Below are 24,717 nucleotides of genomic sequence, written 5' to 3'. Positions count from 1 at the left end.
AGATTTGACTGCCCCCATATCACGGGAGCTTGAGGATAGGTTATAAGTTTAACCTGAGTGCAACAGTCAGAATGTGATACTTATATCAATTAACAATTTGTTTTCGTTAAATAAAAACTATCTAATACAGCAAACTCCAATAGCAGATTCACAGCGGCCGGCGCTGAAAACTGTAGCGGCACAGCCAAGATAACAACAACAGCCAGCCAAAGAGTATTCCCAGTAACCAGGGCCAGGTCGGCACACCACTGGCCAAGCCCAGAAAACTTTGATTGAGCAAGCGAAACACACTGGCCGGGTTCAGCAACATCAGCCACTGCAATCCCGACTGCCCAAGGGTATCGGCCGCAACCACGGCCAATACCAGCAAGGCCAGATCATAGAGCAGCACCAGCAGCAGCCAAAGCAGCATCAGCAGCGCCAGTGCCTGAGCTTTCTGTTTGACCTGCATGCTGACCCAGTAGCCTAAAAGCATAAACACCAACCCGAGCAACCAGGCGCTGGCCAGCAAGAGGGCAAGGGCCGCGGGCAACTCGACGCTACGGTATTCCTGAGCCAATACCGGCAATAACCCCAAAGGCAAGCCAAACCCCAGCAGCAAAGCCAGCAGCAGGGCGCCGCCCTGCCCCATCAGTTTGCCGGCCAGCCACTGACTGCGGCTCAAGGGGTAGGTCAATAGCAATAACAGGGTGCCGGCTTCGGCCTCCCCCACCACGGCATCGAAACTCAATAGCAGCGCCAGCAGCGGTACCAGGAAGACACTTAAGGTTAAAAGAGAGTTGAACAACTGCGGCAGCGCCTGCCAACGAAACTCACCACCTAAGGCCCCGGCGCCGAAAATAACCGCAGCCGCCAACAGGGCAAACAAACAGCAAGCCGTTTGCAGCCAGCGGCTCCGCAGGCAATCTTTGAACTCCTTGGCGGCAACGATAAATAACGGATTAGGCCGCTGGGGTGTCAATGCTTCATTTTCTCTGACAAGTTGCATCAGGCGGCCTCCCCGAATCTTTTAGGCGCGACATTCCGGCGATTTGAGTCAAGCGGTGCCATAAAATGATGAAACAGTTCACCGAGGGATGCCGGAGGCAACTGAAAGTCAAAGCAGCGGTATTGCTCCGTCAGTATGGCTATCGCCTCCGGCACGCTGGCCTTAGCCAGTTTCAACCGGCCAGCGGAAAAGCTCGGACCCAGCACGGGATCGCCACTGAGGCCCAGCCGAGATGGCAACAGGATCTCCTGTGGTAAGTCAGCCTCTTGCCTCAGGTTATCCAGGCTTCCCAGCGCCCGCATCCGGCCATTTGCCAGCATGAGCGCCAAGTCAAGATGCGGCTCAACCAAAGCCAGTTCATGGGTGCAAACCACTATGGTGCAACCTTGCTGTTTCAGCGCCGCCAATTGGGCATACATGAGCGCCGAGGCCGAGGGGTCCAGGCCTACTGTCGGTTCATCGAGAAACAGTAATCTGGGGCGGCTCAGTAGCGCCTGCGCCAACCCAAGTCGCTGTCTCTGGCCCTTGGAACACTGTCCCAACCTGCGTTTTACCAAGCCATCCAGTTCAAACTCAACCAGCAGCTCTTTGACCCTGGCCGCACCTATGCCCTTGAGCCCGGCGAAATAATTCAACAGTTCGCCCAAGGGCATATTGTCGTAGAAGCTGACGTTCTCCGGCAGATAACCCACCTGCATTGGGCTTTCACCTGCGGCTTTGCCGAGAATCTTCAGCTCGCCACCGGCGGGTTTCAGCAGCCCCAGCAGCAGTTTGATCAGGGTCGATTTGCCGGCACCATTATGGCCCAGCAATGCCAGCAACTTACCCTGGGGCAGCTGCAAGCTGATATCCTCCAGCACAGGCCTGTCGCCACGGACATAGGCCAGTTGCCGACAATCAATGCTGGGCATAGTGGGTCTCCTCGTCACTCTGTTGCGAATTGGTTTTCATCTCTTGTTTCGGCGTAATATCAATGGGCTGCAGCAAAGGAAAACTGTCGCGAACACCTATATCCTCGGCCAGTGCCAGCTGGCGCTGCAGCCAGCGCAGCAAGAGCACCACAGGGCTATCCATCAACCATCTGGCCTCGGGGTAAAGCCAAAACAGCCTGTCCAGGGCATCGTTGGGCAGATAGGGGGAATCGCCTATGCCATCACCATCGAGATCCCAGCCCTGATAGCTGCTCCAATAGTTGCCCTGTCCCTGAAGGCTCCACTCCTGCGATTTACTGCCGACATAACGCACCTGAGTCAGATTGTTTTCTATGTTGTTGCGCCACAGACTATTGCCCTCACCGCCCAAGGCAACACTGATACCGGTATCGCTGTCACTGAAATGGTTATGGCTGATACGGTTATCGGCGGCGCCATAGATAAACAGCCCCTTGCCTTCACTGGCGATGGCGGGATCGCCTTTGGGGTTGTGAATAGTCGTCACCCGGTTATGGTGCACCTCGCTCTGCTGTGTCACATTGAGCAAGATACCAAAATCGATTGCGGCACTGACTTGATTGTGTTCCAGGGTGATCCCCTTGGAGCTCATCAGCGCATAGCCGCCCTGTAGCCACTTGGCGCTGTTGTTCCAGGCACTGTCATTGCGGGTATACATATAGTGAATGCCATATTGCTGGCGGCTGAATTGATTGTGGCTGACCCGGCTGGCGTCGACGTTTTCCAGATAGATACCGTCGCGCACCGAAGCTATCTGATTGTGGTGCAGCTCGGGGGCCTCAACATATTTGAGAAAGATGCCGTCACCTCTGTCCAGCAGATAACGCCTGTCGTCACCGCTTATACGGCAGTATTCCACTTCCGGGCGTTTGAGCTGCTCGCCATGAATGCCAAATCCAGGCCCCGACAGCTCAAGCTGCAGCAGGCGGACATCATCGGCCCCCGGCAGCAGACGCACCCCGGAATCATGTTCATAAAGATCGCCGCCCCAGTTACGTATCTCAAGCCCCTGCAGGCGCACGCCGGCGGCCTTGATAGTCACGGCGCTGCCTTTACCGCCGGCATCAATTATGGTGCCTGGCTCACCGACAATGGCGATAGCCTTGTCGATCACCAGCGGCCCCAAATACTCGGCGGCAGAGAGAGTCAGCACCTCGCCTTCACTCAGTGCATCTATACGTGCCTGCAGCGGGCTTTGGCCGCCAAGGCAGCCAAAAGAGAGCAGCATCAGCGCCAGCAGGGTGCGTACCATCTGTCTCAGTTGGCTCCTTCCAGCAGTTCCAGGGTGACCTCTTCATAGGCCAGTACCCGGCCACCCCAGGCTTCGGCGAAAGCCTGCGCCGCTTCCTTGGTTGAAAACGGTGCAACGGCAGGCCCCATCACTCCCTTCTTGCTGGTGCCATAGACATACCAGGCCTTGGTGGCATCGATAAAGGCGTTGTCGTCAGGCTGCTCCCAGTCGGTAGTGCCCATGTCATGAACAAACATGGCGGCAATACGGCGTTGATTTTCCGGTTGCAGCGCAAAGCTGAACATGTCGCGGCTGGAGCAGAACTTGGGCACGGCATCACTGTCTTTGAGCATAAGTTGGCCCTTGGGCCCAGGGTATTTGGTGATCATCATGCCGCACATATGGCACCTGTCATGCTGTTTCAGGTGCTGGGCGTGATGTTCATGATTGTGGCTCTGCGCCGGAGTACATCCGGGCAGCCCCAGCAGCAGGATGGGAATGGCGATGGCCAGCAGTGTCTTTTTCATCTTTCTCTCCAATCAATAGATTCAACGCCTCGCCGGGGCCTTGCAGGGACAACCCATTTGGCGAGGGTTGAAAAATCACTCGAGTCGGCTGCGGGCGTTGGCAATGGCATATTGCAACGCCTCACGATCCAGTTGCGCATTGTTGCTGTCCAGCAGCAGTTGCCAGTGGCCTATGGCCTCGGCATATCTTTGGTTGAGGAAGGCATCATTGGCCAGCAGCAGCCGGGTGCCGGGGTCGGCACTATCCAGCGCCAGGGCCTGTTCGACCCAATCCTGGGATTCCGGCAACCACTGGCGTTGATCTCGGTAATAGGCGGCTTCGGCCAACTGCCCCAGTAAGGCGGCGCTCTTGCCCTGAAGCTGCAACAGCTGCTTCAGGGTAGCCACCGCATCCAGATACATGCCGCCGCGCACATAGGCCTGGGCCAGCTGTTGCATCAGGGCACTGTCTTGTGGCGCATCGGCACTGGCGCGTCTGAGCCGGACAATTTCGGCGGCCAGCAGGTAGTCTATGCTGTCGTCGGCCTCGGCCGACTGCCAATCCTGGTAGCGGCCGGTATAGGAGTAAGTCCCAAGACTCAGGCCTATGATCAGCAGCGGCAGCAGACTCCAGTGCCACAGGGCAGGAAGAACTCTGTCCCCGCGGCAGGTTTGCCACTGATAGAGGGCAAACAGGCTCATAAATGCCAGGCTCAGCAGGGCCAGTCCCAACCAGAGCGGATTAGCCATAGTGCCTCCTGTCAACCGTGGCCAGGCATTGGGTGCTTGCTGTCTTTACCCGGCTTTTCGACCTTGACCAGCTCGACTTCAAACACCAGAGTGGCCTGCGGCGGGATCACCCCGGGCGCCTGCACGCCATAGGCCAGCTTGGCAGGGATCACAAAACGGAACTTGGACCCTTCGGGCATCAATCTCAGGCCTTCTTCCCAGCCGGGGATCACTGTCATCAGCGCGAAACGGCCGGCGGCTTTGTTTTTGTTGCTGTCTTCAAACACAGTGCCATCGATCAACTTACCGACATAGTTGACTGTCACCACATCTTCCGGGTTGGGCTTCTTGCCCTTGCCCATGCTCAGCACTTCGTACTGCAGGCCACTGTCGGTAACCTTAACGCCGGACTTTTTCTTGTTCTCGGCCAGGAAAGCTTCGCCCGCCTTAAGGTTTTCTTCGGCCAGTTTGTCGAAGCGCGCCTCTCTTTCTTCGTTGAGGGCGATGGCTCTTTGGTTGAGCAGATCCAGGATCTGTTCATCTGTCAGTTGCTGCTTGTCTTTAAGAGCATCGGTAAAGCCGGTGATCAGCAGCTCCATATTGACTTCGGCGCCCAGCTCCAGCTGTTGGTAAACCTGGCCCGAAATATAGTTGCCCACTGAAGCACCCAGGGCGTAGGAGGTCTTGTCTGTCTCTGTCTTCAAGTCGGCCGCCAGCGCGGGCAGGCTCAGACAAAGTGAGAGGGAAATAGTAGTAGCAAGTTTTTGTAATTTCATGGTTTTCATCCTGCAATTTCTAAATTCAATGCCCAAATAATCTATTTTCAAGGACGCTCAATCGGCCGTCCCGAGATGCGCCAGCCATAGATACCATCCGGCATCTGCCTGACATCGGTATAACCCAGTTTCATCACCTCTCTGGCGGCCACATTGCTGGCGGTGCAGAGGCGGTTGGCACAGTAAAACACCATGGTGGTGTCCTTGTTTTCCGGCAACAATGTCTTCCAGTTATTGACGTTGAAGTAGATGGCGCCGGGAATGAAGCCATCCCCCCATATCTCCAGAGTGTTGACGTCATAGAAGATCACTCCGGGCTGGCTGAGCAGCATCTCGGCCTCACGCATGGAGATCTGGTTGAGTATCTCTTCGTGGTAAGGTGCAGGAACCAGATCCCCGCCACCGCCGGCCAACACCACAGGTGTCGCAACCATAAATGCCAGTGGCAGCAAGGACTGTTTCAGCGCCTGTTTCAATGAGAGTCGGACTCGCATCTTTATCCTCCATTAAAGGCTCCGGACGAGCGCCCGGAGCCTGAGTTGCCTAATTACAGCGAGGCTGTCTTGGTGCCTTTGCCGTCGGCGATGGCTTCAGCCTGAGTCACATAAGTGACAGCTGCATCCATACGCTTGACTGCGTAGCGGGGAGCGTGAACACCCCAGGAACCATCTTTACGAATAAACTCAACTATGTCGCGGGCCTTGTCGGTCAGCAGCAGTACCTGAGTCTTGTCTTCGATAGACAGCTTGTTCTTGGCGACCTTGCGATCAACACGCTTGAGCGCTTCTTCCACTTTCGCCAGGCTATCTTTAACAGGTGTCTGCCACTTCATGACCTTGCCGTAGATCTCTTTCTGATCCTTGAAGTGCAGGCCCTTGCTCAGCTCAGACTGGAACTGGCTGTGACAACCTTTACGCTCAACCACATCGTGGTCAGAGATAGAGGTACGGGCACAGGTCCACATCAGGTCGAGATAGCCGTGACCATTCTCATCCTTGGCCACAGTCCAACCTTTGGTGGTGGACTTGCGAGGTTGACCTTCGGGTGGGTTAAGGGTCTTGCGATCCGGGCTGACATCAATCTTCCACAGGTGAGACTTACGCACTGCGTCGAAACCGGCCATATCCGGATACTGAATCGCGGTGAAGTTCTCACAGCTGCCCATGTTGGGCATGTGACAGCTGGTACAGCTGTTCTTGGCGTGGGTACCTGTATTGGCTGCCATTTCGGCCTGAACCTGGTGACAGTCAACACAGTCTTTCTTGATGGCAGGCTTGGTATAACCTGATTTCCAGTCATTGCTGGTGACTTCGTGTGGATCGTGACAGGTAGAACAGCGCATGCCCTTGTCATAGTGAGAAGACATGAACATCTGTGAACCTTCGGTACCACAGGAAGGACAGGCAGACTTCATCTTGACGTTGAAGGCATATTCCAGCTTTTCTTTGCCTTGCTCTGTCTCGGCCAGCTCATCGATATAGTTGAAACGCTGGTGACAACGTTCACAGTTGGAAGGCATGCCGCCACCGTTACCACCATCGAGGTGACCACCGGCGCCGTGACACTCTTCACAAGCGATACCACGGCTGATGGTGTGTTCCTGCAGCTTCTTGGGATCGCCAAGAGCATCCAGGTATTCCTGCTTGTTCTTGAAGTCAAACTTGAAGCTGTGGCAAACCTCGCAGTAGGAACTGGCAGGCTGGAACAGGAACTCCTTCTTGTACTTGGCACCGTAGGAAGTCATACCCCACTGGTGAGAACCACTGGCGCCGAAGTCTTCCATCTTGGTGGGGAAGTCAGGGATAACCTTCTGGATCTTCTTGGCCATTTCCGGGGTCAACCATTCGGCCCAACCACGGGAGAACTGGTTACCACCGGCAACCATGGTACCTGTACCGTCTTTCAGCAGACCGCCTTCAATATGGTAGGAACCACGCACCAGGAAGCTGTCGATATAGCCATACTTGGTTCTTGGAGTACCGACTGTGGCGTAGATAGCATCCGGAGTTATGCCGTCCGGCAATACGGAAGCATCAGAGCCATACAGCTTTTTCTTCAGATCATTGTCCACTTCCGGGTGTTCACCGGGGAAACGTATGGTCTTGGCGTGACGCGAGCGCTGCCACTTCTCATACTGCACCGCGTGACACTCACCGCACTTCTCAGGGCCAACAAACTTATTGGGGAAGTCGAGAATAGACTTGGCCGCCAAACGATACTGCACCGCAGAGGGGCGTCCCACCCGTTTGCTGTACTTCTGGCCGTTACCTTGGTCCATGTACTCTTCACCGCGGTCACTGACCTTGTACATACCAATTAACTTGCCCTGCTCCTGATACTTGAACACAGGGTGATTCTGGAACAGGTAGTCGAACAGCTCTTTTTCCTGAACGATATAGTCCTGCAGCGTCTTGACGCCGTTTACCTTTTCCATGCCGTTGGGATTGGCGATCACCTTCTGTGCCGACTCTCCCATCTGCTTATTGCCGTGACCTGGTTTATCTGCCGCGAGCGCACCAGCCCCGCTGACGGCAGTTAAACAAAACAACATGCTGAGTGTTGTCCTTTGTTGCCATCGTCTCATCATATACTCCTGAATTTGTCGTCGGTTATTTCACAAACGAACTTGTTATTGCCGGCTTGACCGGTCACGACTCATTCTTCATATGTACAAGGACAAAAATCTGCGCCAGAGCACAGCTCGCCCCCGCTTGAGAACTCAAGAAAGCAACACCTTACATTTACCTTTAAAAACAGTGACTTTAATCTTGAACAACAGAACTATTCAGTTCTTTTTTGAGCGTTTTATTTCTCAAAAAACCTCAAAACTCCGGCTGAAAATTGAAAAATACCGCACCGGCAAACATAGGCTGATAAAGGCGTGACAGATCACAGAGCCAAAGGGGGAATAACCCTAGTCTCAGTGCCATAGATCCATTTCCGGGAAGTCCCGGCATAACAAGAGAGCGGCCATGTTTTCCATCACCATGTTGCCCGAATTGGGACACTTCCTGCTGATCCTGGGCGGTAGTTGTGCCTTGTTTGGCGCCTTGCTTGCGCTGCTCAAATATCGCAACCCAGGTATCGAATGGCCACTGCGGCCACTGCTGCTGGGGCAAGCGCTGGGACTGACAGGCGCCATACTCCTGCTGGCATTGGCGTTTATCCTCAACGACTTCTCTGTGGCTTATGTGGCCAACAACTCCAATTCGGCCCTGCCGCTGTTTTATAAAGTGGCCGCAGTTTGGGGCAGCCATGAAGGTTCTTTGCTGTTTTGGATGACAGTAATGGCGCTATGGGCCTGGCTGGGGTTGCCGAAGCGCTCGCAAGATCAGAACTATCTGTTGATGTTGCACGGCAGCTGTTCGGCGATTCTCTGTGGCTTTGTCTTTTTTATGTTGCTGTACGCCAATCCCTTTGCCCGCCTGCTACCGGAAGTGCCGATAGAAGGACGCGATCTCAGCCCTATGTTGCAGGACATAGGCCTTATCCTGCATCCGCCACTGCTGTTTCTTGGCTATGCAGGCCTTGGGATCTGTTTTTGTATCGCGCTGGCATTGCTTGTCAGCCACAAGTTCAGCGCCGCCCGCCTTGGCAAGCTCAAGCGCCATCTGCTGCTGACCTGGGTGTTTCTCACCGCGGGTAATGCCCTCGGATCCTGGTGGGCCTATAACGAGCTGGGCTGGGGTGGTTGGTGGTTCTGGGATCCGGTGGAAAATGCCGCCTTTATTCCCTGGCTGGTGACCACAGGTGCGCTGCACTGCCTGTTGATCAAAAACCACAACCCTTTGGCACAGCTCTCGGCCCTGGCGCTGGTGTTGCTGGGCTTCAGCCTGTGCCTGCTGGGCACTTTTATTGTGCGCTCCGGCATTATTCAGTCTGTGCATGCCTTTGCTGCCGATCCCGAACGCGGGGTGATCATTCTATTGCTGTTGCTGCTCTACGGAGGCGCCGGTTTCAGCCTGTTTGGCCTCAGATGTCGCCATCACTGGCAACCGGGCAAGCTGGCACCACTTGGCCGGGACGGTCAGCTGTTGCTCGGCAGCCTGATCTTGCTGACCATGGCGCTGACGACCCTGCTGGGTACCCTTTACCCGCTTTTCTATCAGGCACTTGGCCTGGGAAGCCTGTCGGTAGGGGCGCCCTACTTCAATACTCTGTTTGTGCCCATGTTGGCGCTGCTGCTCTTGCCCCTGGCGCTAAGCACCCTGCCCCATATGGCGCCGAGGCGCCTGGGACTGCTGGCGCTGGTCACTATAGCTGCAACCGCTCTGGCACTGTTTTTCGAGGGCAGGCTCGCCCCTTGGCTACTGGCGGGCGGTGCCATGAGCCTCTTTCTGCTCTGCACCCTGCTGCTTTATCTATTGCCGCTGGGCCAGATTGCCGGTAAGCGCCGCAATATTCCCATGTTGCTGGCCCACACCGGCCTTCTTGTCAGCATCATGGGTGCTACCGGAGTCAGTTGTTTCGAGCAGCACTCTCTGCTGCGTATGGGCCCGGGCCAAGGCAGTATTCTGGGCGACTACACCTTTATCTATGAGCAGACCCGTTTGCTGGACAAGCCAGCCTACCGCGGTGAACAGGCAGTAATTCGGGTTGAGCGCAATGAGCAACTGCTTACTTACCTCTATCCGGAGCGTCAGGAATTCAACTCCAACGGCATGTCGCTGTCCCAGTCTGCCATCTATCGCGGGGCCTTTGGCGATCTCTATGTCTCCATGGGCACCCAACTGAGTGATGAAGAGTTTCTGGTACGTCTCAGCATCAAGCCGCTGGTGAGTTGGATCTGGCTCGGCGGTGGTTTGATGGCCATTGGCGGCCTACTAGCCCTCGGAAGCCGACGACGCCTGCTGCAAACCGATGTATTAACCGCCTCAGGGAGACTTCAACATGATTAAGCTAATGCTGCTTGGATTATGGCTCAGCTTGGGTTGCGCCGAAGCCCAGGCGACCGACATGGATATTGCCCGTCTCAGCATAGATATTTCCAAGGAACTTCGCTGCCCCATGGCCACCAACCAAAACCTGTTTGAGTCGGAAACCGCCATTGCCAGCGAGCTCAAGGCGCAGATCTATCTGATGCTGCAGCAGGGCAAGAGCCGGGAACAGATACTCGACTTTATGGTGGAACGCTATGGCGAGCAGATCCGTTATCAACCCACGCTGAACGCAGGCACGGCGCTGCTGTGGTTGGGGCCAGTACTCTTGCTGCTTGTGCTCCCCGGCGTGTTGTTGTTTTTCGGCCGCAGCAACAATCAATCCCCTCACGATCAGGAGAATCCATCTTGAGATCCTATTTGCTTCTATGTCTTGCCCTGTTGCTGCCGCTGTCGGCCCAAGGGGGCATAATGCAGCACAAGGCTTATCACACAGGTGAACCTGTGCCAAACAAGCCTATGATTATGCGTGAATTTGTTGAAATGCAGCACGCCAGAAAGGTGGCAAAGGTGACCTTTGCCGATCTGCAGGGTAACCCCAAAACCTTGGCTGAATATCAAGGACGTTTGGTGCTGCTGAATCTCTGGGCCAGCTGGTGCCCGCCCTGCCTGCGTGAGATGCCGGCACTGGCCAAGCTGCGCAGTAAACTGCAGGGCAGCAGTATTCAGATAGTGCCGCTGTCGATAGATGAAGATCCGGCTGCTGTGGCCCCTTTTCTGGCCAAGCATGAGCTCAAGTTGGATGACAGCTGGATAGACAGCAAGAAAGAGATAGAGAAGATCATGCCGGCCAATGTGGTACCGGCAACTTATGTGTTTGATCCCAATGGTAACTTAGTCGGCTTTATCCGTGGCTATCTGGACTGGGATGACCCGGATATCGCCGACTACCTGTTGCGCTTTGCCGCCAAGTATCAGGCGCTGGCCCAAAGCAAAGTGCCACAGTAAACAGTGCAACCGTCCCGGAGCATCTCCCAAGTCACTCCGGGCCACCTTAGGCAAATCTCTCCGCCATACTTTTTGCCCGCTTTCCCGTCACGCACGCCAATTTTTGTCGGGAAAGCCTTTTTTCTCAGAAACGATCGAAACTCACTTCCACCGGAACGCCCTCAATCGCCAAAGGCAGGCTCTGATGCAAAGCAAGCGTGACCTTGAGTGCCGGTTTGTCACCATCGAAAGGACCGGACAGCTGCTTGGGCACCTTGCCCACCAATTCGGTCGGTTCTTTAATTTCGGCGCGGATCCGGGTTCCATTGGGGAGTTTGACGCTGGCCTGCTGTCCCTGAGCAACATAGTTGAGATACTTGGGCGCCAGATAACAGACCACCACAGGCTGTGCCCGCCCCGACAGCCAAAGCATAGGCTGCTGCTCGGCTATGGTTTCCCCCTGCTGCACCAAAACATCGGCTACCCGGCCGGCAAACGGCGCCTGTATGGTCAACTGCTGGCGTTTGGCCTGCAGCTCCGCAAGCTTTAAGCAGCAGGCTGTTGCGACTCTGGGCTATCACCCCCGCCTCCCGCTCCTGCTGCTGCAACTGCCTTTGCTGCAACAGCTCGGCCCTGGCCTGCTCCAGCGCCATTCTGGCACTGGTATGGGCCTGCATCACCGCCGCCATATCTGCAGTGGGAACCACCCCCTGCTTACGAAATGACTCGAACTGCGACAATAGTTCATCCTGACGCTTTACCCCCTGCTCGGCCACCAGCACCCGTTGTTCCAGTTGCCCCAGAATAGCCAGATCCTGCTCCAGCGATGGCGGTGTCAACTCGGCCAACTGGCGCTGTAACTCGTCAATGCTGGCGTCCAGACCGGCATCGGCTATGCGCCCGAGCGCCTGACCGGCATCGACCCTACTCCCGGGTTGTACCGAAAGCTCCAGCAATCGGCCCTTCTGCATTGCCCGCATCTCCAGCGGCTCAGAGGTCAGTATTCCCGGTGCCAGCACAAACAGGCTGGGGCGCAGCAACACCCAAAGCAGCAAGACCACAGGGGCGATAACCAGCAATAGCAGCAGATACCAACGCCATTTCATTCCGCCCCGTTTTGCCGGGGCATAGTCCACCTTTAAACCTTGATCCCGGGTGGGTTGTTGCGCCTTGGCAGCCGCTTGATAAGTCACTTTCACTAAAATTTTCTCCCGCGTTTCAGCACCCACCAGGGAGCCATGGAACTCTCTTCATGTGAGCGTCTGACCACTTCATTAAGCAAGGCAAACAAGCAGATACTGCGCATAAACAAGGCGTAGAAGGGATAAACTGGCAACCAGAGCAGCAGCTTCAGGTCCTGACGTGGCCGCTCGGAAATCGCTACCAGTACCAGCAGATAGAAGAACAGCAAGAATCCCAAATATCCCAGGTAGATGGTCAGGGCAATGGTTGTCAAAAACTGCCAGGGGTACGCCAGTGCTATCCCTAAGCTGTAGAGCAAGATGACAAAGGGCATCAGCACGTTTTGCAAGAAGCCGTAGACCAGAGTAAAGGCGAAGGTGGCGCCCCCCAGAAGCCCGGGGGTAAAGGCCGGCCAGTGCTTGCGAAAGTAGAGAAACAAAAGGTCGCCATCCCAACGTAATCTTTGCCAGACAAGCGTCTTGAGATCCATGGGGGCATCGGTATGCCCTATGGCCAGCGTGGCTAAGGGAATGCGCCAATTGGGATGACGGCCGAAGTACTGTTTGAATCTCAGCGTCAGATCCAGATCCTCGGCGGTATGGGTATCCCAGCCGCCGATTTTGACCAGCAAGTCACGGCGAAAAGCGCCGAATGCTCCTGAGATATTATTGAGCAGATTCCAATGCCCAAGACCGGTCTTGCCGCCTTGCATGGAGATCAAATATTCAATCGCCTGCATCCGGGTCCACAGCGAATCATCGACATTGCGCACCCGCAAAGAGCCACCGACTGCCGGCACGTTGGGATCGGCGAACAGCGGCACGATTTGGGAAACCATATCATTGTCGAACGAAGTGTCGGCATCGGCATTCATTACCAACTCGCCGCTGGCCCTGGCCAAACCGGCATTCAGAGTCGAAACCCGGCCACCACGTTGCCACTTGGGCAGCACGATAATCTCCCGCCCCGGGCGGCGGCATTGTGCCGCTGCTGCCTTGGCGACCTCGAAGGTTTCGGCGTTTTGCACCGCGCCATCAACCACGGCAATGATCTCCATCTCCCCCGGGTAGTCCTGTTCGGCCAAGGTGGCTATGGTTTGCCGCACCGCTTCTTTCTCGGCATAGCAAGTAATGACGCAACTGACCTTGGGTCGATAAGCCTTCTCAACCTTGGGGCGGCGGAACGTTTGCCAATGCCAGCCGATGACGCCTGAGACCACTATCAGCATCAATGGCATTTCGTAGAGAAAAATCATCGGCACCAGCCAGAGAAACAGGCTGACGTCTGTCGCCAGGTTGTGCCAAATATCCAGGCTCATAAAAGCCAGGGTATTGAACTCACTCACCGTCCAATACCTCGGCCTGCTGCAGACGGCTGGCCAACCAGGGTTCAACTTCAGCACCAAGTTGTTGATCCGGCAGGCTGACCGCCTTGAGCCTTAACCTCAACTCTCCCTCTGGCACGCTGTCATTGAGCCGCTGTAGTTTTTGCTTCAATGCCGGTAACTGTGACTCGCCAGTGTAAGGCAATAGTAACAAGACGCCTTGGTCATCATGGCTGCTGCAGGCATCGGTCACCCGAACCAGGCTCAACAAGCGCTGCTTGAGAGCATCGAGCAGAGTCAGGGCGCGGGCTTCTCCGCTGCCGGCCAGATCCGGCGCCAACGCCTCCAGATCCAATACCAACAACAGGTGCTCATGGCCATGACGCAGTGCCAACTGATTGTGCCACTGCAGTAACCAGAGGAAGTGAGCCCGGCTCATCTGTTCGCCAAGTGCGGCAAACAGTTGCTGTTGAACCCCATGGCGCACCAGTTCCCTTCCCTGCTCCGCCAGTTCAAAGTCAGAGATGCGACGTATGGTCAGCTCGTCCGGTTGATGTCCATGACCACAGTGCAGACAAACTGCCTCGACCTTGGCCTCCAAAAACAGGCTATTACAGCTATTGCAGTGTTGGTTTTCTATTGGTCTGTCATAGTCGACACCTATATGCCGCAGCCGCTGCAAACAGTTGGGGCAACTGAGTCCGCCACTGCGACTGAAGGCTTGCTGACTATCCACATGACCACAGTTAAAACAGTGCAAACTGGTCTGCATATCAATTTCTATGCTGCGGCACTGGGGACAGAGATCGATATAGTTGAGGTGCCCTGAGTCGCACTTGCTGCATAGCCTGACTCTGTCCTTCAGCTTGGTGGGTGCCAGCCAATGCCGGTTCAATAATTTATCCAACAGCAGTTGGCTTGCCTTTGCTGACCCCGTCAATAGCTGCAGCAGTGGATACTCATAAAGATGTGGCTTTTCCGGCGTAGCCACAGGTTGTAAACGATATTCAGGAAATAACCACATAAAACTCAACAGCCGATAACTGACATCATCCTGGCTGGGTAATTTAATTAAGCTCTTCCTTTGCCAATAATTTTCCAACTCTTGTTTGAAGTCAGGCTGAAATAAACCATTGGCCAGATATTCAGAGAGAGGGCTTGGCGTTATCACTTTGATCATGGCCATAAAGCTTGATGGCTGGCATCTCAGCTGAATCAGCGCTTGGTCCTGAGCTTCAGCCGGCAGGTTCAGGCAGATGACTTCATAATCAAGACCGGCAGCCAAGAAATCACTAACATCATTAAACACTTCAAAATCAGTGCTATAACTTTCTGAATTTCGAAAGCCAATCCAACAGGGGATGGCCTGTGCCTCAACACTGATATCGGCTCTGGTAATGGACATATAAATCTCGGCAACGACAAGCCCGCCAATGAAAGATGAAAACATCCTTGGCGAAGTTTGTACGAATCAATTAGAATCTATTTTTAAGCGGTGGAGATTATATAACCAAAAAAAACAAAACCGCCAATATTTTGACGAAAAAAGAGAGCTTGCCACTTTATTATTCAGATCAACTCATAATTAATTATATTTAAAATAAAACTATGAAATATACTTAATTACCCCTAAACAATATCCTTCTTTTTATCTCCAAAAGTATCAAACTGTATCAATCAATTCAGTTTCAAAACCATCCACTTTTATATCCTGCTGTTTGCCACTGATGGGATCGATAAAGCGCAAGCGACAAGCCATCAGCTTGAGGGGCTTATTGAAATTATCTTCGCTCCTGGGTTGCAGTTCGGGGTAAAACCTGTCGTTCAGCAGTGGCATTCCAAGACTCTGCATATGCAGCCTGAGTTGGTGAGTCTTGCCGGTAATTGGACTCAGACTGAACAGCCCCATATCGCCATTAACGGCGATGAGACTGATTTCCGAGTGACTATTGGCCTCACCCTCTGCCAAGCGCATGATAAAACTGGGCTCGCCCTTGATGAGGCGATTTTTCACTGTCCAGTGCAGCGGCAGGCTAAGTTCGCCAGTTGCCAATCCAGCCTGAAGCTCAGGTGTCAGCCGCGCCAGCGCCTGGTAGTCCTTACGTATCTGGCCTTCACGGAACAAAGCATGATAGGCATGCCGAGTTTCGGGATCGGTGGACATCAGCATGACTCCGGCCGTTTCTCTGTCCAGCCTGTGCGCCGGCGCTATGGTTTCTATCCCGGTGCGGCGCCTTAACCTGTGCACCAGGCACTCGTTGACATAGTTGCCGCTGGGAGTCACAGGCAAAAAGTGCGGTTTGAACACCAGAATGCTGTGCTCGTCCTGAAACAGGATCCGCTCTTCAAAAGGGATCCGGGTTTCTTTGGGGACTTCACGGTAATAGTAGACCCTGGCGGTAGGCCGATAAGGGGTATCAGCCTGGATAGGCTCACCATTTTGCCAGTGTACCTTGCCGGCAGCGACCCGTTCACGCCAGACATCGGCATCGATGCGGCTGAAATGGTCGATAAGAAAGGCCAAAACAGTGGCTTTGTCGGTCACATCCCTTGGCAAGACTACATAGGAGGGCTGTGCGGCTCTGTCTGTTTGGCTCATAACTCTTCCGGCAAAATAAAAAATGGCGACTCAGGGCCGCCATTCTACTCTATCTACCTTAAATTATTCGAGGCAGGTACCCTCAAAGCTGCTGCTGAACATGGGACTTAATCAACTTGAGCACAAAGTCCATGGTCTTGTGGCAATCAGGTTGATTCAACAACAGCTGTTTGTCCTTGTTGTATAAGGGCAAAACTTCCAACCAACGCTGGCTAACCCAAGCGGCATCATCCAGATGCACTTCTGATGAGTAGAGCCCGCGCAAGTCCGGGTTGACCTCATAAAACTGCTCCAGTGCCGCGCTGATAAGGGTGAACTCGCCCCGAATAGGCTCCTCGGCCCAGTTGGGACAATCCATTACCTCAGCCAGCCAGCGGCCATCTTTTTCCTGTTTGGCGGACAGGACTTTGACCCTTTGCTTGCCTTCCAGAGTGATACTCAGCGAGTCATCTTCCAACTGATTGAAGTCGATGAGCCCGCAGCGAGTGGCAATGGGGAAACTGGGCGGCATGGCAACGCTGTTACGCATTCCGAAAGCCAGCGGATATTTCCCCTTCAGGACATCGGCCACCATGCTCAGGGTGATGGGGTCAAGGATCCTGATCTCAAGCCGTCCACCTGGCAACAACAAGGCATCATAGGTCAGTAACGCCATTTCCTGTGTATGCATAGCAACCTCCTTCCCCTCGGGGAGTGAGTAACCGAAAGCGAACCTGAGGTTCAACATTCGCTTTAAAGTCTAGCAGTTGCTGAAATTTCATCCATTGGCAATTTGGGCTAGTCCTTAGGTCTGCTAATGAGTTAGACAGGCGTTGAGTGGGTTTTGTTGCAAGCTTGCTTACAGAGGCTCCAGCCTTTGGGCTATCCTGCCACCGAGAAATACCTCGGCAAATTCATCAGCCAATCTGTTACTCATATCGGCTGCGCGGCGCCAATATTGAGTACGACTGGCGGTATCCAGGGTTTCAAAGTCCTTGCGATCCGGAATTTTGCCATAGGGCAGCGAAGCGACAAACTCCTCGGTGGGAGCCAACACCAAAGCATTATGATAACGGCGCTTGGCCCGGCGCCATGGCAAGGATTTATCGAACCATCCCGGCGCCATATGGGGATAAAAATGCGGATACAGGGTCAACCCCGGCGCCCGTGACAGCGGCAGGTCGAAGTGGTAATCAGTGATGCCGCCATCATAGAAGCACCCGTTGGTCACACCGCTGATTTCGGTTACCGGTGACAGCAGCAGTGGAATAGAACCTGTGGCCAGCAATACGGCTTCGATATTGTCACTACTGAGCAAGGCGCTGTCTCCCGGGAGATCTTTCAACTGAGCGAAGGGGGAACCCTCTATGGCAGAGGCAAATACCAGACGCTCAAAGTGCCACCCCAAGGTGCGGCGACTGACAAGGTTGGTCATGGCGGTAGCGCCCAGGCCTGCCGCCAGCGCCAACTTGCAGCCGGCCCGGTTCAAGTGACGGGCGCGGCACACCACTATGTGACTGCGAATATGCGGCTGTTTGAGGATCTCTTCGGTGCCGCTTGAGCCTAAAATCCCGCTGACTATACCGCGGACCTGGCGGCTGACCTCTTCCCGGCTCGGACGGGTTTCATAGCACTGGCCTATGTAAAGTTGTTCCAACCTTTGATAAGCCGCCAGCGGATCTGCCTGAGCCAGACAGGCCAAACGCCAGGCGCCGGATGAAGCGCCAAGAGTGTAAAGCGGTGTCTGCCTCTGTTTGAAAAACTCGCCAAACAGGTATTTGTCGAGCCCGGCAATCCCCAGCCATTTGGGACCACCGGATGCCGCCAATAGTTGAGTAAAAAAATCAGGCTTTAATCCCTGTTCCATCAATGTCTGATGGGCATCTGTACCGGCAAGAAATCGCAAGTTAGCCAAAAAGTCACTCCCTGAGCCGCAAAAGTCACAGGCAAGATACCGCAGCCTTGCACGGCAGCCAAGTCTGACTCAGTGTGCCTGGTTTTTGCACTGCCAGAGTGTTCCCCCTCTCCTCCCGGCGGCTCCGAAAAAAGGCCGGGACGACTCAAGTTCAAACACCCAAGAAAACGCTCGTAAGGCAGCTTTGAAAATCGAGATAGTCATAAATAGGCTGTTAACTCAAAAACAACTGTATAAATAAAAGCAAAACAGCCAATTAAACCCCAAACAAACCCAATATAGCCCTTATATAACCCAAACAGCCAAAACCCCGGATAGCCAAGGCCAGGTAAAGGTTTCTATCCAAAAAACTAAATGTTTCTAGAACGCTGCGCTCTGAGTTATCACTTTTACGTCTAAATGCATCAATTGTAACAATGCTACTATCCGCGCAATAAAAATGCAGTTTTGAATCATTCAAGAGGTCGTATGCGCTTAGCTCTTATTTCACTGGCAGTGGCGAGTCAACTGACTGTTCCTGCCGTCTTTGCTGCCGAAGAGCAGCCCAGTATCGAAACCATCTCCGTCATAGGTTCACGTATCGCCCTGCGGACCGCCACCGACAGCGTGGCACCGGTCGATATCATTACGGCCGAACAACTTGAAGCCACTGGCATGACGGAAACCGCCAAGGCGCTGCAGTTTGCCGCACCTAGCTACAGCTTCCCCTTCTCCTCGGTCACCGATGGCTCAGATGCCGTGCGTCCCGCCAGTCTGCGCGGCCTATCACCAGACCATACCCTGGTGCTGGTTAATGGTAAACGCCGTCATGGCTCGGCACTGGTCCACCTCTCTGGTACTGTGGGCAAGGGCTCGTCCAACGTCGACTTGAACGCCATCCCTATGACGGCCATCAAACGCATCGAAATTCTCCGTGATGGCGCTTCGGCACAGTATGGCTCTGACGCCATCGCCGGGGTGATCAACGTAGTGCTCAAAGACAACAGTGAAGGTGGCATGGTATCGGCCCAAGCCGGTCAAACCTATCAGGGTGATGGCGAGCAATGGCGTGTCGGCCTCAACCACGGCCTCAGCATAGGTGACACTGGCTTTGTGAATCTGTCGCTGGAAGCACATCACAAGAACAGCACCAATCGCGCCGGTTTGGATCCGCGCCAGCAATATCCTCTTCTGGCCGATGGCAGCCCGGATCCCCGCGAAGAAACCGTTAACCGCAAGAATCACCATGTGGGTGACGCCGAATATGACAACCTGGGGTTGTTTCTCAATGCCGCTCAGGAGTTTGCCAATGACAGCAAACTGTACGCCTTCGGTGGCTTGAGCCAGCGCGAGACCCGCTCCGGCGCCTTCTTCCGCCGTCCACTGGATAGCCGCAATGTTGCCGAAATCTATCCCGATGGTTTCCTGCCACAGATAACGCCCAAGATCACAGATCAGTCTCTGCTGCTGGGTTATGAATTTAACCTGGGCGAGTGGCAGTTGGATGCCTCGGCCGGATACGGCAAGAACCGCTTTAAGTACCGGGTTGAGAACACACTCAACGCCTCTTTGGGGCCCGGCAGCCAAACCGAATTCGACGCAGGTACCCTGTCCACCGAAGAGTGGAACCTGACTCTGGATGCCTCACGTTACTTCGACTTTTACAATGACTCAGAGCTCCTGGTCGCTGTAGGCACAGCCTGGCGCCAGAACGCTTATCAGGTGGAAGCCGGAGAGCAAGCCTCTTATGTCAATGGCGGTTATCAGAACAAGGCCGGCGGCAGCCAAGGCTTTGGCGGCTTTACCCCAGAATCAGCGGTAGATGAGGATAGAGACAACATAGGTGTCTATCTCGAGGTGGAAAACCAACTGACCGACGACTTCTACTGGGCCGCCGCGGTGCGCTATGAAGACTATTCCGACTTTGGTGACAACACCAGTTGGAAGCTGGCCGCCAGATACGATCTGACCGACAACCTGGCACTCAGAGCCACTGCCAACACAGGCTTTCGCGCCCCCAGCGTGCAGCAGTTGTACTTCACCAATATCTCGACCCTGTTCAACCCGGATCCCGTGACAGGCCAGCTGGTACCGACCGAATCGGGCACCTTCAACAACCTGTCTTCCGTGACCCAGGCGCTGCAGGTAGGCAAGCTGCAACCCGAGTTGTCAGAGTCCTTCAGCCTGGGATTGGTATACACCAATGATTCCGGTCTGGCGGTGACTCTGGATGCCTATCAGATCAGCATAGATGACAGAATCGTGCTCTCCAGCTCACTGACACCGGCCGACTCCCAGGTGGTGGCAGATGCACTGGCCGGTACCAACGCCGAGTCGGCACGCTTCTTTATCAATGCCGTTGATAGCCGCACCCGAGGTGTGGATCTGGTGGTGACCCAGGACTTTGATCTCGGCAGCTACGGCGATCTGCGCGCCAGCCTGGCCTATGCCTATAACGACACTGAAATCCGCGATATCCATCTGCCAAACCTTCTGGATGGCCTGGAAGATCAGCTGTTTGACCGTATAGAGCAGACCCGGATGACCAAGGCCAATCCGAAGAACACAGGTAACCTGGGGCTGACCCACAGCCTGGGCGACTTCAAGACCAACCTGCGCCTGAGTTACTTTGGCCCCTACACCATAGGTTACTCCCGTGAAGACGTGGAGTACGACGGTAAGTTCACCGTGGATCTGTCGCTGACCTATGCGGCCACAGATAACCTGAGCTTCACCGCCGGGGTGCAGAACCTGTTCGATACCTATCCGGAAAAACGCCCGGACGACAACAACTTCAACGGGATCTTCGTCTATCCATTGACCAACACACCTTTTGGTTTCAACGGCGGTTACTACTTCCTCGAAGCCAGATACAGCTACTGATTTACCGGGAAACACATTTGCAGGGAAACATGAGGGCCGGCGATATCGCTGGCCCTTGTGCTTTTTGGCGCTGATGCCGCTGATATCGGCCGCTTGGCAGCTCAAGCGCCTGCAGCTTCTCAAAGAGATCAAACTTCCAACAGGAATGCTATTATACTGAGCCAACCCCTTTCCCCAGAAGATACAAGATGATAGTGGATACTCTGGCCAACCGTGGCCATTACCGAGTGCTGGGCCCACGTATTCAGGCAGCCCTGGATTATCTGGCCGCAACAGACTTCAGCCAACTGGCCCCCGGCAGCTATGAACTGGATGGTAAAAAGCTGTTTGCCATAGTCAACGATTACCACACCAAGCCCAGAGAAACCGAGCCATTCGAGGTACATAGACGCTATCTGGACGTGCAGTATGTGGTCAGTGGTGAAGAGGAGTTTGGCTACCTGCCGCTGGGAGCCCAAACGCCCAGTCGCCCCTATCATGAGGCGCACGACTATGCCGAGTTTGATTATCAATCCAATAGCGAAGCCGCGGCATTTATCCCTTTGAAGGCCGGCATGTTTGCCATCTTCTTCCCCGGAGACATGCATATGCCGGGCACGCTGGCCAAGGCCGTTGCTGTCCGCAAGGTAGTCGTAAAAGTACTGTTGGATTAAAAGAGCACTTGCAGTAAAACGCCCGCGATTGCGGGCGTTTTTGGGTCAATGGTTTACTTATCGTCTTGGGTGGTGGGCTTGCAAAGCATCTCCTCGGCGCCATAACCCCAGGTCACCCTGGCCTCGCCCTGATGCTCCCAGAAGCTGTAGTCACCGCCCTGATACTTGGCGCCGCTGCCGCTAGGCACACTGAACATCAAAATGCTTCTGTCGCCGCGCTCGGCAATCATGGTTGCCGGCTCTGTCTCGAAGAAAGTAGTCACCAACTCATTGGCCGGGTTGCCGTCACAGGCAAAGAATACCGGGCCGGTAGACTCCACCAAATGATAACGGGCCTGCAGTTCCACTATCCGCCTTTGATATGAGTCCCTGGTACATTGCAGCTTGTCTTCACTCTTCCAACATTCGTTGCGACCCTTGATCCAGCCGCGCTGCTCGGCCTTGAGCAGGGGTGGCTGTTCATTGACCGCCTTGTCACCGGCCTTGGCATAAACTTCGGCCAGCTGCTGATCCAGCTTGGCAAGCTCGGGCTCCTGACAAATAAGCATCTCTATGCTGGAAGCCCGCTCGCCCAAGGCGTTGCAATCAAATGTCGGCAGTTCCCGCTCTGTTGCCTGGGGCGAGCTTGAACCACCACCAGTAGCCAATGCGGCGGCAACATCCTGGCTGTTATCCAGTGTCTGCTGCCCACAGCCACTGAGCGTCGCCGCGGCGACCAACGCCAGTAAAAGCCCTGCCTGTGAAACTGTCCCCAAACTCATTTTTGCTCCTTAATCTTCTCGCTAAATCTACTCGCGGATGCCTAAGCCTTTGCGCAAACTAATGCCTAAGCCTAGTCTAAAACCCGTCGCCTGTCCGCTGGCTGAATTAAATGTCAGATCAATGAGTTGGCTATTAAGCCTTATCGACAAAATCCTGCAATGCCTGCAGGTTGGCAATTTTCAGCAAGGCGCCCTGTTTTATGACCAGGCCCTTGTCGATAAGCTCTTTTACCGCCCTGCGATAGACCCGGCCAGAGGTGCCGAATCGCTCCGCCTCCTGATCCGGGCTGCCACAGGAACCCAGCATCACCTCTTCGTGTTGACGCCTGAGCAGATCGAAAGCGATGTTATAGCTGATGGGGTGCAAGAGCCTATTGGTGTAGATGTCCAGCGAGTCCTGATAATCCCAGGCCAGGGCGCTGGCAAAAAAGAGGGTAAATTCGGGTTGTTGCAGCAGCATCTGCCTGACTTTCTTCAGGCATAACTGGCGGATTTCCATCGGCTCTTCGGCCACCACACTCCACTGACAACTGGTGGCGGTAAAGAACTCCATCTCACCGAAAAGGTGCCTGTCGCAATCCAGCTCCCCCAATTGAAACCTGCGGCCATTGACGGCGCAGATATTCATCGACACCCGGCCTTCGGGCACCAGGCACATATGGGTCAACTCCCGCCCCTGAGACAAGAGATCTTCACCGGCCTGCAGCAATTGGCTCTGGCCGCAGCACTCGAGCATGGCGTCGCAAAACGCCTGGTGAGACTGCTTTAGATGCGCACTGAAACGCCCGGTGCTGTATGGTTGCAGCTGCATAACAACAAGATCCCGTAAAGATGATGGCTCATGCTAGCCCATCAGCCTTACGGGCACAAACTTCAACAGCAGAGCGCCTGCAGCGCCGCCAAAGACGCCAACTTCTCCCCCTGCATCATGGCGCTATCGGCGTCGACATACTGGTTGATGCCCTGTTGCACATCTTCACCATACAAGACCACATTATTGAGCACCGCAGCCACTTCCAGGCCTCTCAGGCGGCCAAGCGTCAGCAGCGCGGCAGTTTCCATGTCGGCCCCCAAGACTCCGAGTCGATGCCAATGACGGCAAATCTCCAGCTCATCATCCCGGTAAAAACTGTCGTGTGAGCGCACTATGCCGGAGTGGAAGCGGCAATCGCGGCGCTGCAAATAGGCCGCCATGGCATTGATAAGCTGCCGACTCGCCAGCGCCGGATAACCGGGCGGCGCATAACAAGCTGAGCCACCGTCATCGCGCACTGCGGCCTCCGCCAGAATCAACTCGCCCAAGGCTATCTGCGGTTGCAGCGCGCCGGCGGAGCCGACCCTAATGACACGGCGGGCGCCACACTGATACAACTCTTCCAGGGCGATGATCGCCGATGGTGCGCCTATGCCTGTGCTGCAAACAGTGACAGCGACGCCTTGGTAAAATCCGCCCATGCTGCGAAACTCGCGGTTCTCTGCCAGCAACCGGCCATCGTCCAACAGCGCGGCAATCCGATTGACCCTTTGTGGCTCACCACAGAGGATCACCCGCTCACTCACCTGCGATGGAGACAGACAGATATGCGGCTGTTTATCGGCACTCATCAGCAAGCCTCCGCCGGACGGCTGCCATTGTCTTTGGCGGTACGCATCCACTGACGGGTACCGTTGGCGGCAATAAACAGCAGAATGATGTATTCAATCGACAGGGCATAAACCCCCTGGGCGGCATAAATGCCGACACTGACCACATTGATAAGTACCCAGAGGATCCAGTTCTCGACATATTTTCGGGTCATCAGAATTTGCGCCACCACAGACAGCACTGTCATCACTGAATCCCAGAAGGGGAAGGCATCCGGCTCCAGCACAGGCTGGGCCAGCCCGGCACCAAACAGGTTGAGCGTATCGACACTGACCTGGGCAAAGAGAGCAAATACCGGGTCGATATAGACAGTCATCAGGCCGATGCCCAGTACTGAAACCGCCGCGGTAAAGGCCAGTTTCTGCTTCGATAGCCAACGCACCTTGAGGGTGTCGCCGGTTTGCTGATCCGGTCGGGTCCAGGCATACCAGCCATAGAGGTTGGCGCAAAAGAAAAACAGCTGCAGCAGCAAGATGCCGTAGAGCTGTATTTGATAAAAAATAATCGCAAACAGAGTTACATTAACCAATCCAAACAGATAGTTAATCGTTTTTTCCTGGCTGGCGAACCAGATACAGAGCAAACCAAATACTGTGCCCACGGCTTCAATCCATGACATGGCATAGCCACTGCCAATGGGAATGTTCACCAGGGTATTGTTGATATCAAACCAAGCGGCAATATCCATCATCTATTCCTTGCATTATTGTGTTTTGCACCAATGTAAGCAGATGGCAAAGCTCAAGTTAAGGA

Annotated in this window: 23 protein-coding genes and 1 pseudogene; 5 read left to right on the top strand and 19 right to left on the bottom strand. The window is 54.6% G+C overall.

Going from position 1 to position 24,717, the window contains the following annotated elements; all coding sequences use genetic code 11:
• Positions 1-148: 148 nt before the first annotated feature.
• The 8 genes from ON072_RS07280 to ON072_RS07245 all read right to left on the bottom strand — a co-directional run bounded on the left by ON072_RS07280 (position 149) and on the right by ON072_RS07245 (position 7,764).
• Positions 149-988 carry an ABC transporter permease subunit gene (locus ON072_RS07280; protein WP_096142044.1) on the bottom strand — a complete coding sequence of 280 codons (840 nt, stop codon included), beginning with the start codon at positions 986-988 and terminating at the stop codon, positions 149-151.
• A complete protein-coding gene (locus tag ON072_RS07275; protein ID WP_261752643.1) occupies positions 988-1,899 on the bottom strand; it encodes an ABC transporter ATP-binding protein in 912 nt (303 codons plus the stop codon). The genes ON072_RS07280 and ON072_RS07275 overlap by 1 nt, the downstream gene beginning before the upstream one ends.
• On the bottom strand, positions 1,886-3,190 hold the full coding sequence (gene nosD / locus ON072_RS07270) for a nitrous oxide reductase family maturation protein NosD (protein ID WP_261752644.1): 1,305 nt from the start codon (positions 3,188-3,190) through the stop codon (positions 1,886-1,888). The genes ON072_RS07275 and nosD overlap by 14 nt, the downstream gene beginning before the upstream one ends.
• 5 nt (positions 3,191-3,195) lie before the next feature.
• Positions 3,196-3,696: a nitrous oxide reductase accessory protein NosL gene (locus ON072_RS07265; RefSeq protein WP_025009295.1), complete on the bottom strand. Its 501-nt coding sequence runs from the start codon at positions 3,694-3,696 to the stop codon at positions 3,196-3,198.
• A 75-nt stretch (positions 3,697-3,771) separates the two neighbouring features.
• Positions 3,772-4,425, bottom strand: coding sequence for a hypothetical protein (locus ON072_RS07260; RefSeq protein ID WP_025886841.1), 654 nt, complete (start codon positions 4,423-4,425; stop codon positions 3,772-3,774).
• Between the two features lie 11 nt (positions 4,426-4,436).
• On the bottom strand, positions 4,437-5,189 hold the full coding sequence (locus ON072_RS07255; RefSeq protein ID WP_144380466.1) for an FKBP-type peptidyl-prolyl cis-trans isomerase: 753 nt from the start codon (positions 5,187-5,189) through the stop codon (positions 4,437-4,439).
• Positions 5,190-5,227: 38 nt separating this feature from the next.
• On the bottom strand, positions 5,228-5,614 hold the full coding sequence (locus ON072_RS07250) for a rhodanese-like domain-containing protein (protein WP_244997930.1): 387 nt from the start codon (positions 5,612-5,614) through the stop codon (positions 5,228-5,230).
• 113 nt (positions 5,615-5,727) lie between these two features.
• A complete protein-coding gene (locus ON072_RS07245; RefSeq protein ID WP_025886840.1) occupies positions 5,728-7,764 on the bottom strand; it encodes a multiheme c-type cytochrome in 2,037 nt (678 codons plus the stop codon).
• 388 nt (positions 7,765-8,152) lie between these two features.
• Here ON072_RS07245 and ON072_RS07240 point away from each other — a divergent pair, with 388 nt between their 5' ends.
• From ON072_RS07240 to ON072_RS07230, 3 genes are read left to right on the top strand one after another with little or no spacing between them, the layout of a single operon-like run.
• Positions 8,153-10,078: a heme lyase CcmF/NrfE family subunit gene (locus ON072_RS07240; RefSeq protein ID WP_261752645.1), complete on the top strand. Its 1,926-nt coding sequence runs from the start codon at positions 8,153-8,155 to the stop codon at positions 10,076-10,078.
• On the top strand, positions 10,071-10,469 hold the full coding sequence (locus tag ON072_RS07235; protein ID WP_044733603.1) for a cytochrome c-type biogenesis protein: 399 nt from the start codon (positions 10,071-10,073) through the stop codon (positions 10,467-10,469). The genes ON072_RS07240 and ON072_RS07235 overlap by 8 nt, the downstream gene beginning before the upstream one ends.
• A complete protein-coding gene (locus ON072_RS07230) occupies positions 10,466-11,065 on the top strand; it encodes a TlpA family protein disulfide reductase (RefSeq protein WP_025009291.1) in 600 nt (199 codons plus the stop codon). Before ON072_RS07235 ends, ON072_RS07230 begins: the two co-directional genes overlap by 4 nt.
• A 124-nt stretch (positions 11,066-11,189) precedes the next feature.
• Here ON072_RS07230 and ON072_RS07225 read toward each other — a convergent pair whose 3' ends face one another.
• The 7 genes and pseudogenes from ON072_RS07225 to ON072_RS07195 all read right to left on the bottom strand — a co-directional run bounded on the left by ON072_RS07225 (position 11,190) and on the right by ON072_RS07195 (position 18,043).
• Positions 11,190-11,318, bottom strand: a complete 129-nt coding sequence (locus tag ON072_RS07225; protein WP_263858622.1) for a hypothetical protein — start codon at positions 11,316-11,318, stop codon at positions 11,190-11,192.
• Between the two features lie 87 nt (positions 11,319-11,405).
• A pseudogene (locus tag ON072_RS07220) lies at positions 11,406-11,513 on the bottom strand (HlyD family secretion protein); the annotation flags it as partial.
• 729 nt (positions 11,514-12,242) lie between these two features.
• The gene (locus ON072_RS07215) at positions 12,243-13,571 is read right to left on the bottom strand and encodes a glycosyltransferase family 2 protein (protein ID WP_252347988.1); all 1,329 of its coding nucleotides are present in this window, start codon (positions 13,569-13,571) and stop codon (positions 12,243-12,245) included.
• Positions 13,564-14,955, bottom strand: a complete 1,392-nt coding sequence (locus ON072_RS07210) for a TackOD1 domain-containing metal-binding protein (protein WP_274626008.1) — start codon at positions 14,953-14,955, stop codon at positions 13,564-13,566. Before ON072_RS07210 ends, ON072_RS07215 begins: the two co-directional genes overlap by 8 nt.
• Positions 14,956-15,213: 258 nt before the next feature.
• Positions 15,214-16,149: a pseudouridine synthase gene (locus ON072_RS07205; RefSeq protein ID WP_101096212.1), complete on the bottom strand. Its 936-nt coding sequence runs from the start codon at positions 16,147-16,149 to the stop codon at positions 15,214-15,216.
• 82 nt (positions 16,150-16,231) lie between these two features.
• Positions 16,232-16,819: an LON peptidase substrate-binding domain-containing protein gene (locus tag ON072_RS07200; RefSeq protein WP_025886835.1), complete on the bottom strand. Its 588-nt coding sequence runs from the start codon at positions 16,817-16,819 to the stop codon at positions 16,232-16,234.
• Positions 16,820-16,987: 168 nt separating this feature from the next.
• Positions 16,988-18,043, bottom strand: coding sequence for an alpha/beta hydrolase (locus ON072_RS07195; RefSeq protein ID WP_261752649.1), 1,056 nt, complete (start codon positions 18,041-18,043; stop codon positions 16,988-16,990).
• A 468-nt stretch (positions 18,044-18,511) separates the two neighbouring features.
• Between ON072_RS07195 and ON072_RS07190 the strand changes: the two genes are divergently transcribed.
• Entirely contained in the window at positions 18,512-20,905 is a 2,394-nt protein-coding gene (locus tag ON072_RS07190; RefSeq protein WP_025886834.1) for a TonB-dependent receptor plug domain-containing protein, read from the top strand.
• 188 nt (positions 20,906-21,093) lie between these two features.
• Complete coding sequence (locus ON072_RS07185; RefSeq protein ID WP_261752650.1) at positions 21,094-21,558, top strand: YhcH/YjgK/YiaL family protein; 465 nt, start codon at positions 21,094-21,096, stop codon at positions 21,556-21,558.
• 53 nt (positions 21,559-21,611) lie between these two features.
• Here ON072_RS07185 and ON072_RS07180 read toward each other — a convergent pair whose 3' ends face one another.
• The 4 genes from ON072_RS07180 to pnuC all read right to left on the bottom strand — a co-directional run bounded on the left by ON072_RS07180 (position 21,612) and on the right by pnuC (position 24,655).
• Positions 21,612-22,319: an MliC family protein gene (locus ON072_RS07180; protein WP_261752651.1), complete on the bottom strand. Its 708-nt coding sequence runs from the start codon at positions 22,317-22,319 to the stop codon at positions 21,612-21,614.
• A gap of 133 nt (positions 22,320-22,452) precedes the next feature.
• Positions 22,453-23,130: a Crp/Fnr family transcriptional regulator gene (locus ON072_RS07175; RefSeq protein ID WP_261752652.1), complete on the bottom strand. Its 678-nt coding sequence runs from the start codon at positions 23,128-23,130 to the stop codon at positions 22,453-22,455.
• Positions 23,131-23,192: 62 nt separating this feature from the next.
• Entirely contained in the window at positions 23,193-23,924 is a 732-nt protein-coding gene (locus ON072_RS07170) for a nucleoside phosphorylase (RefSeq protein ID WP_261752653.1), read from the bottom strand.
• Positions 23,924-24,655 carry a nicotinamide riboside transporter PnuC gene (pnuC, locus tag ON072_RS07165; protein ID WP_269149838.1) on the bottom strand — a complete coding sequence of 244 codons (732 nt, stop codon included), beginning with the start codon at positions 24,653-24,655 and terminating at the stop codon, positions 23,924-23,926. The genes ON072_RS07170 and pnuC overlap by 1 nt, the downstream gene beginning before the upstream one ends.
• Between the last annotated feature and the right edge of the window lie 62 nt (positions 24,656-24,717).

It is taken from the genome of Shewanella sp. K8, from assembly GCF_028823715.1.
In the GTDB taxonomy this organism is placed as follows: domain Bacteria; phylum Pseudomonadota; class Gammaproteobacteria; order Enterobacterales; family Shewanellaceae; genus Shewanella; species Shewanella algae.
Note: the sequence above shows the minus strand (reverse complement) of the source record. Positions and strands in the feature narration are given on the sequence as shown.

Coding starts and splice junctions, on each gene's coding strand:
- ON072_RS07280 (WP_096142044.1), bottom strand. CDS start 988: ATGCAACTTGTCAGAGAAAATGAAGCATTGACACCCCAGCGGCCTAAT.
- ON072_RS07275 (WP_261752643.1), bottom strand. CDS start 1,899: ATGCCCAGCATTGATTGTCGGCAACTGGCCTATGTCCGTGGCGACAGG.
- nosD (WP_261752644.1), bottom strand. CDS start 3,190: ATGGTACGCACCCTGCTGGCGCTGATGCTGCTCTCTTTTGGCTGCCTT.
- ON072_RS07265 (WP_025009295.1), bottom strand. CDS start 3,696: ATGAAAAAGACACTGCTGGCCATCGCCATTCCCATCCTGCTGCTGGGG.
- ON072_RS07260 (WP_025886841.1), bottom strand. CDS start 4,425: ATGGCTAATCCGCTCTGGTTGGGACTGGCCCTGCTGAGCCTGGCATTT.
- ON072_RS07255 (WP_144380466.1), bottom strand. CDS start 5,189: ATGAAAACCATGAAATTACAAAAACTTGCTACTACTATTTCCCTCTCA.
- ON072_RS07250 (WP_244997930.1), bottom strand. CDS start 5,614: ATGGTTGCGACACCTGTGGTGTTGGCCGGCGGTGGCGGGGATCTGGTT.
- ON072_RS07245 (WP_025886840.1), bottom strand. CDS start 7,764: ATGAGACGATGGCAACAAAGGACAACACTCAGCATGTTGTTTTGTTTA.
- ON072_RS07240 (WP_261752645.1), top strand. CDS start 8,153: ATGTTTTCCATCACCATGTTGCCCGAATTGGGACACTTCCTGCTGATC.
- ON072_RS07235 (WP_044733603.1), top strand. CDS start 10,071: ATGATTAAGCTAATGCTGCTTGGATTATGGCTCAGCTTGGGTTGCGCC.
- ON072_RS07210 (WP_274626008.1), bottom strand. CDS start 14,955: ATGTCCATTACCAGAGCCGATATCAGTGTTGAGGCACAGGCCATCCCC.
- ON072_RS07205 (WP_101096212.1), bottom strand. CDS start 16,149: ATGAGCCAAACAGACAGAGCCGCACAGCCCTCCTATGTAGTCTTGCCA.
- ON072_RS07200 (WP_025886835.1), bottom strand. CDS start 16,819: ATGCATACACAGGAAATGGCGTTACTGACCTATGATGCCTTGTTGTTG.
- ON072_RS07190 (WP_025886834.1), top strand. CDS start 18,512: ATGCGCTTAGCTCTTATTTCACTGGCAGTGGCGAGTCAACTGACTGTT.
- ON072_RS07185 (WP_261752650.1), top strand. CDS start 21,094: ATGATAGTGGATACTCTGGCCAACCGTGGCCATTACCGAGTGCTGGGC.
- ON072_RS07180 (WP_261752651.1), bottom strand. CDS start 22,319: ATGAGTTTGGGGACAGTTTCACAGGCAGGGCTTTTACTGGCGTTGGTC.
- ON072_RS07175 (WP_261752652.1), bottom strand. CDS start 23,130: ATGCAGCTGCAACCATACAGCACCGGGCGTTTCAGTGCGCATCTAAAG.
- ON072_RS07170 (WP_261752653.1), bottom strand. CDS start 23,924: ATGAGTGCCGATAAACAGCCGCATATCTGTCTGTCTCCATCGCAGGTG.
- pnuC (WP_269149838.1), bottom strand. CDS start 24,655: ATGATGGATATTGCCGCTTGGTTTGATATCAACAATACCCTGGTGAAC.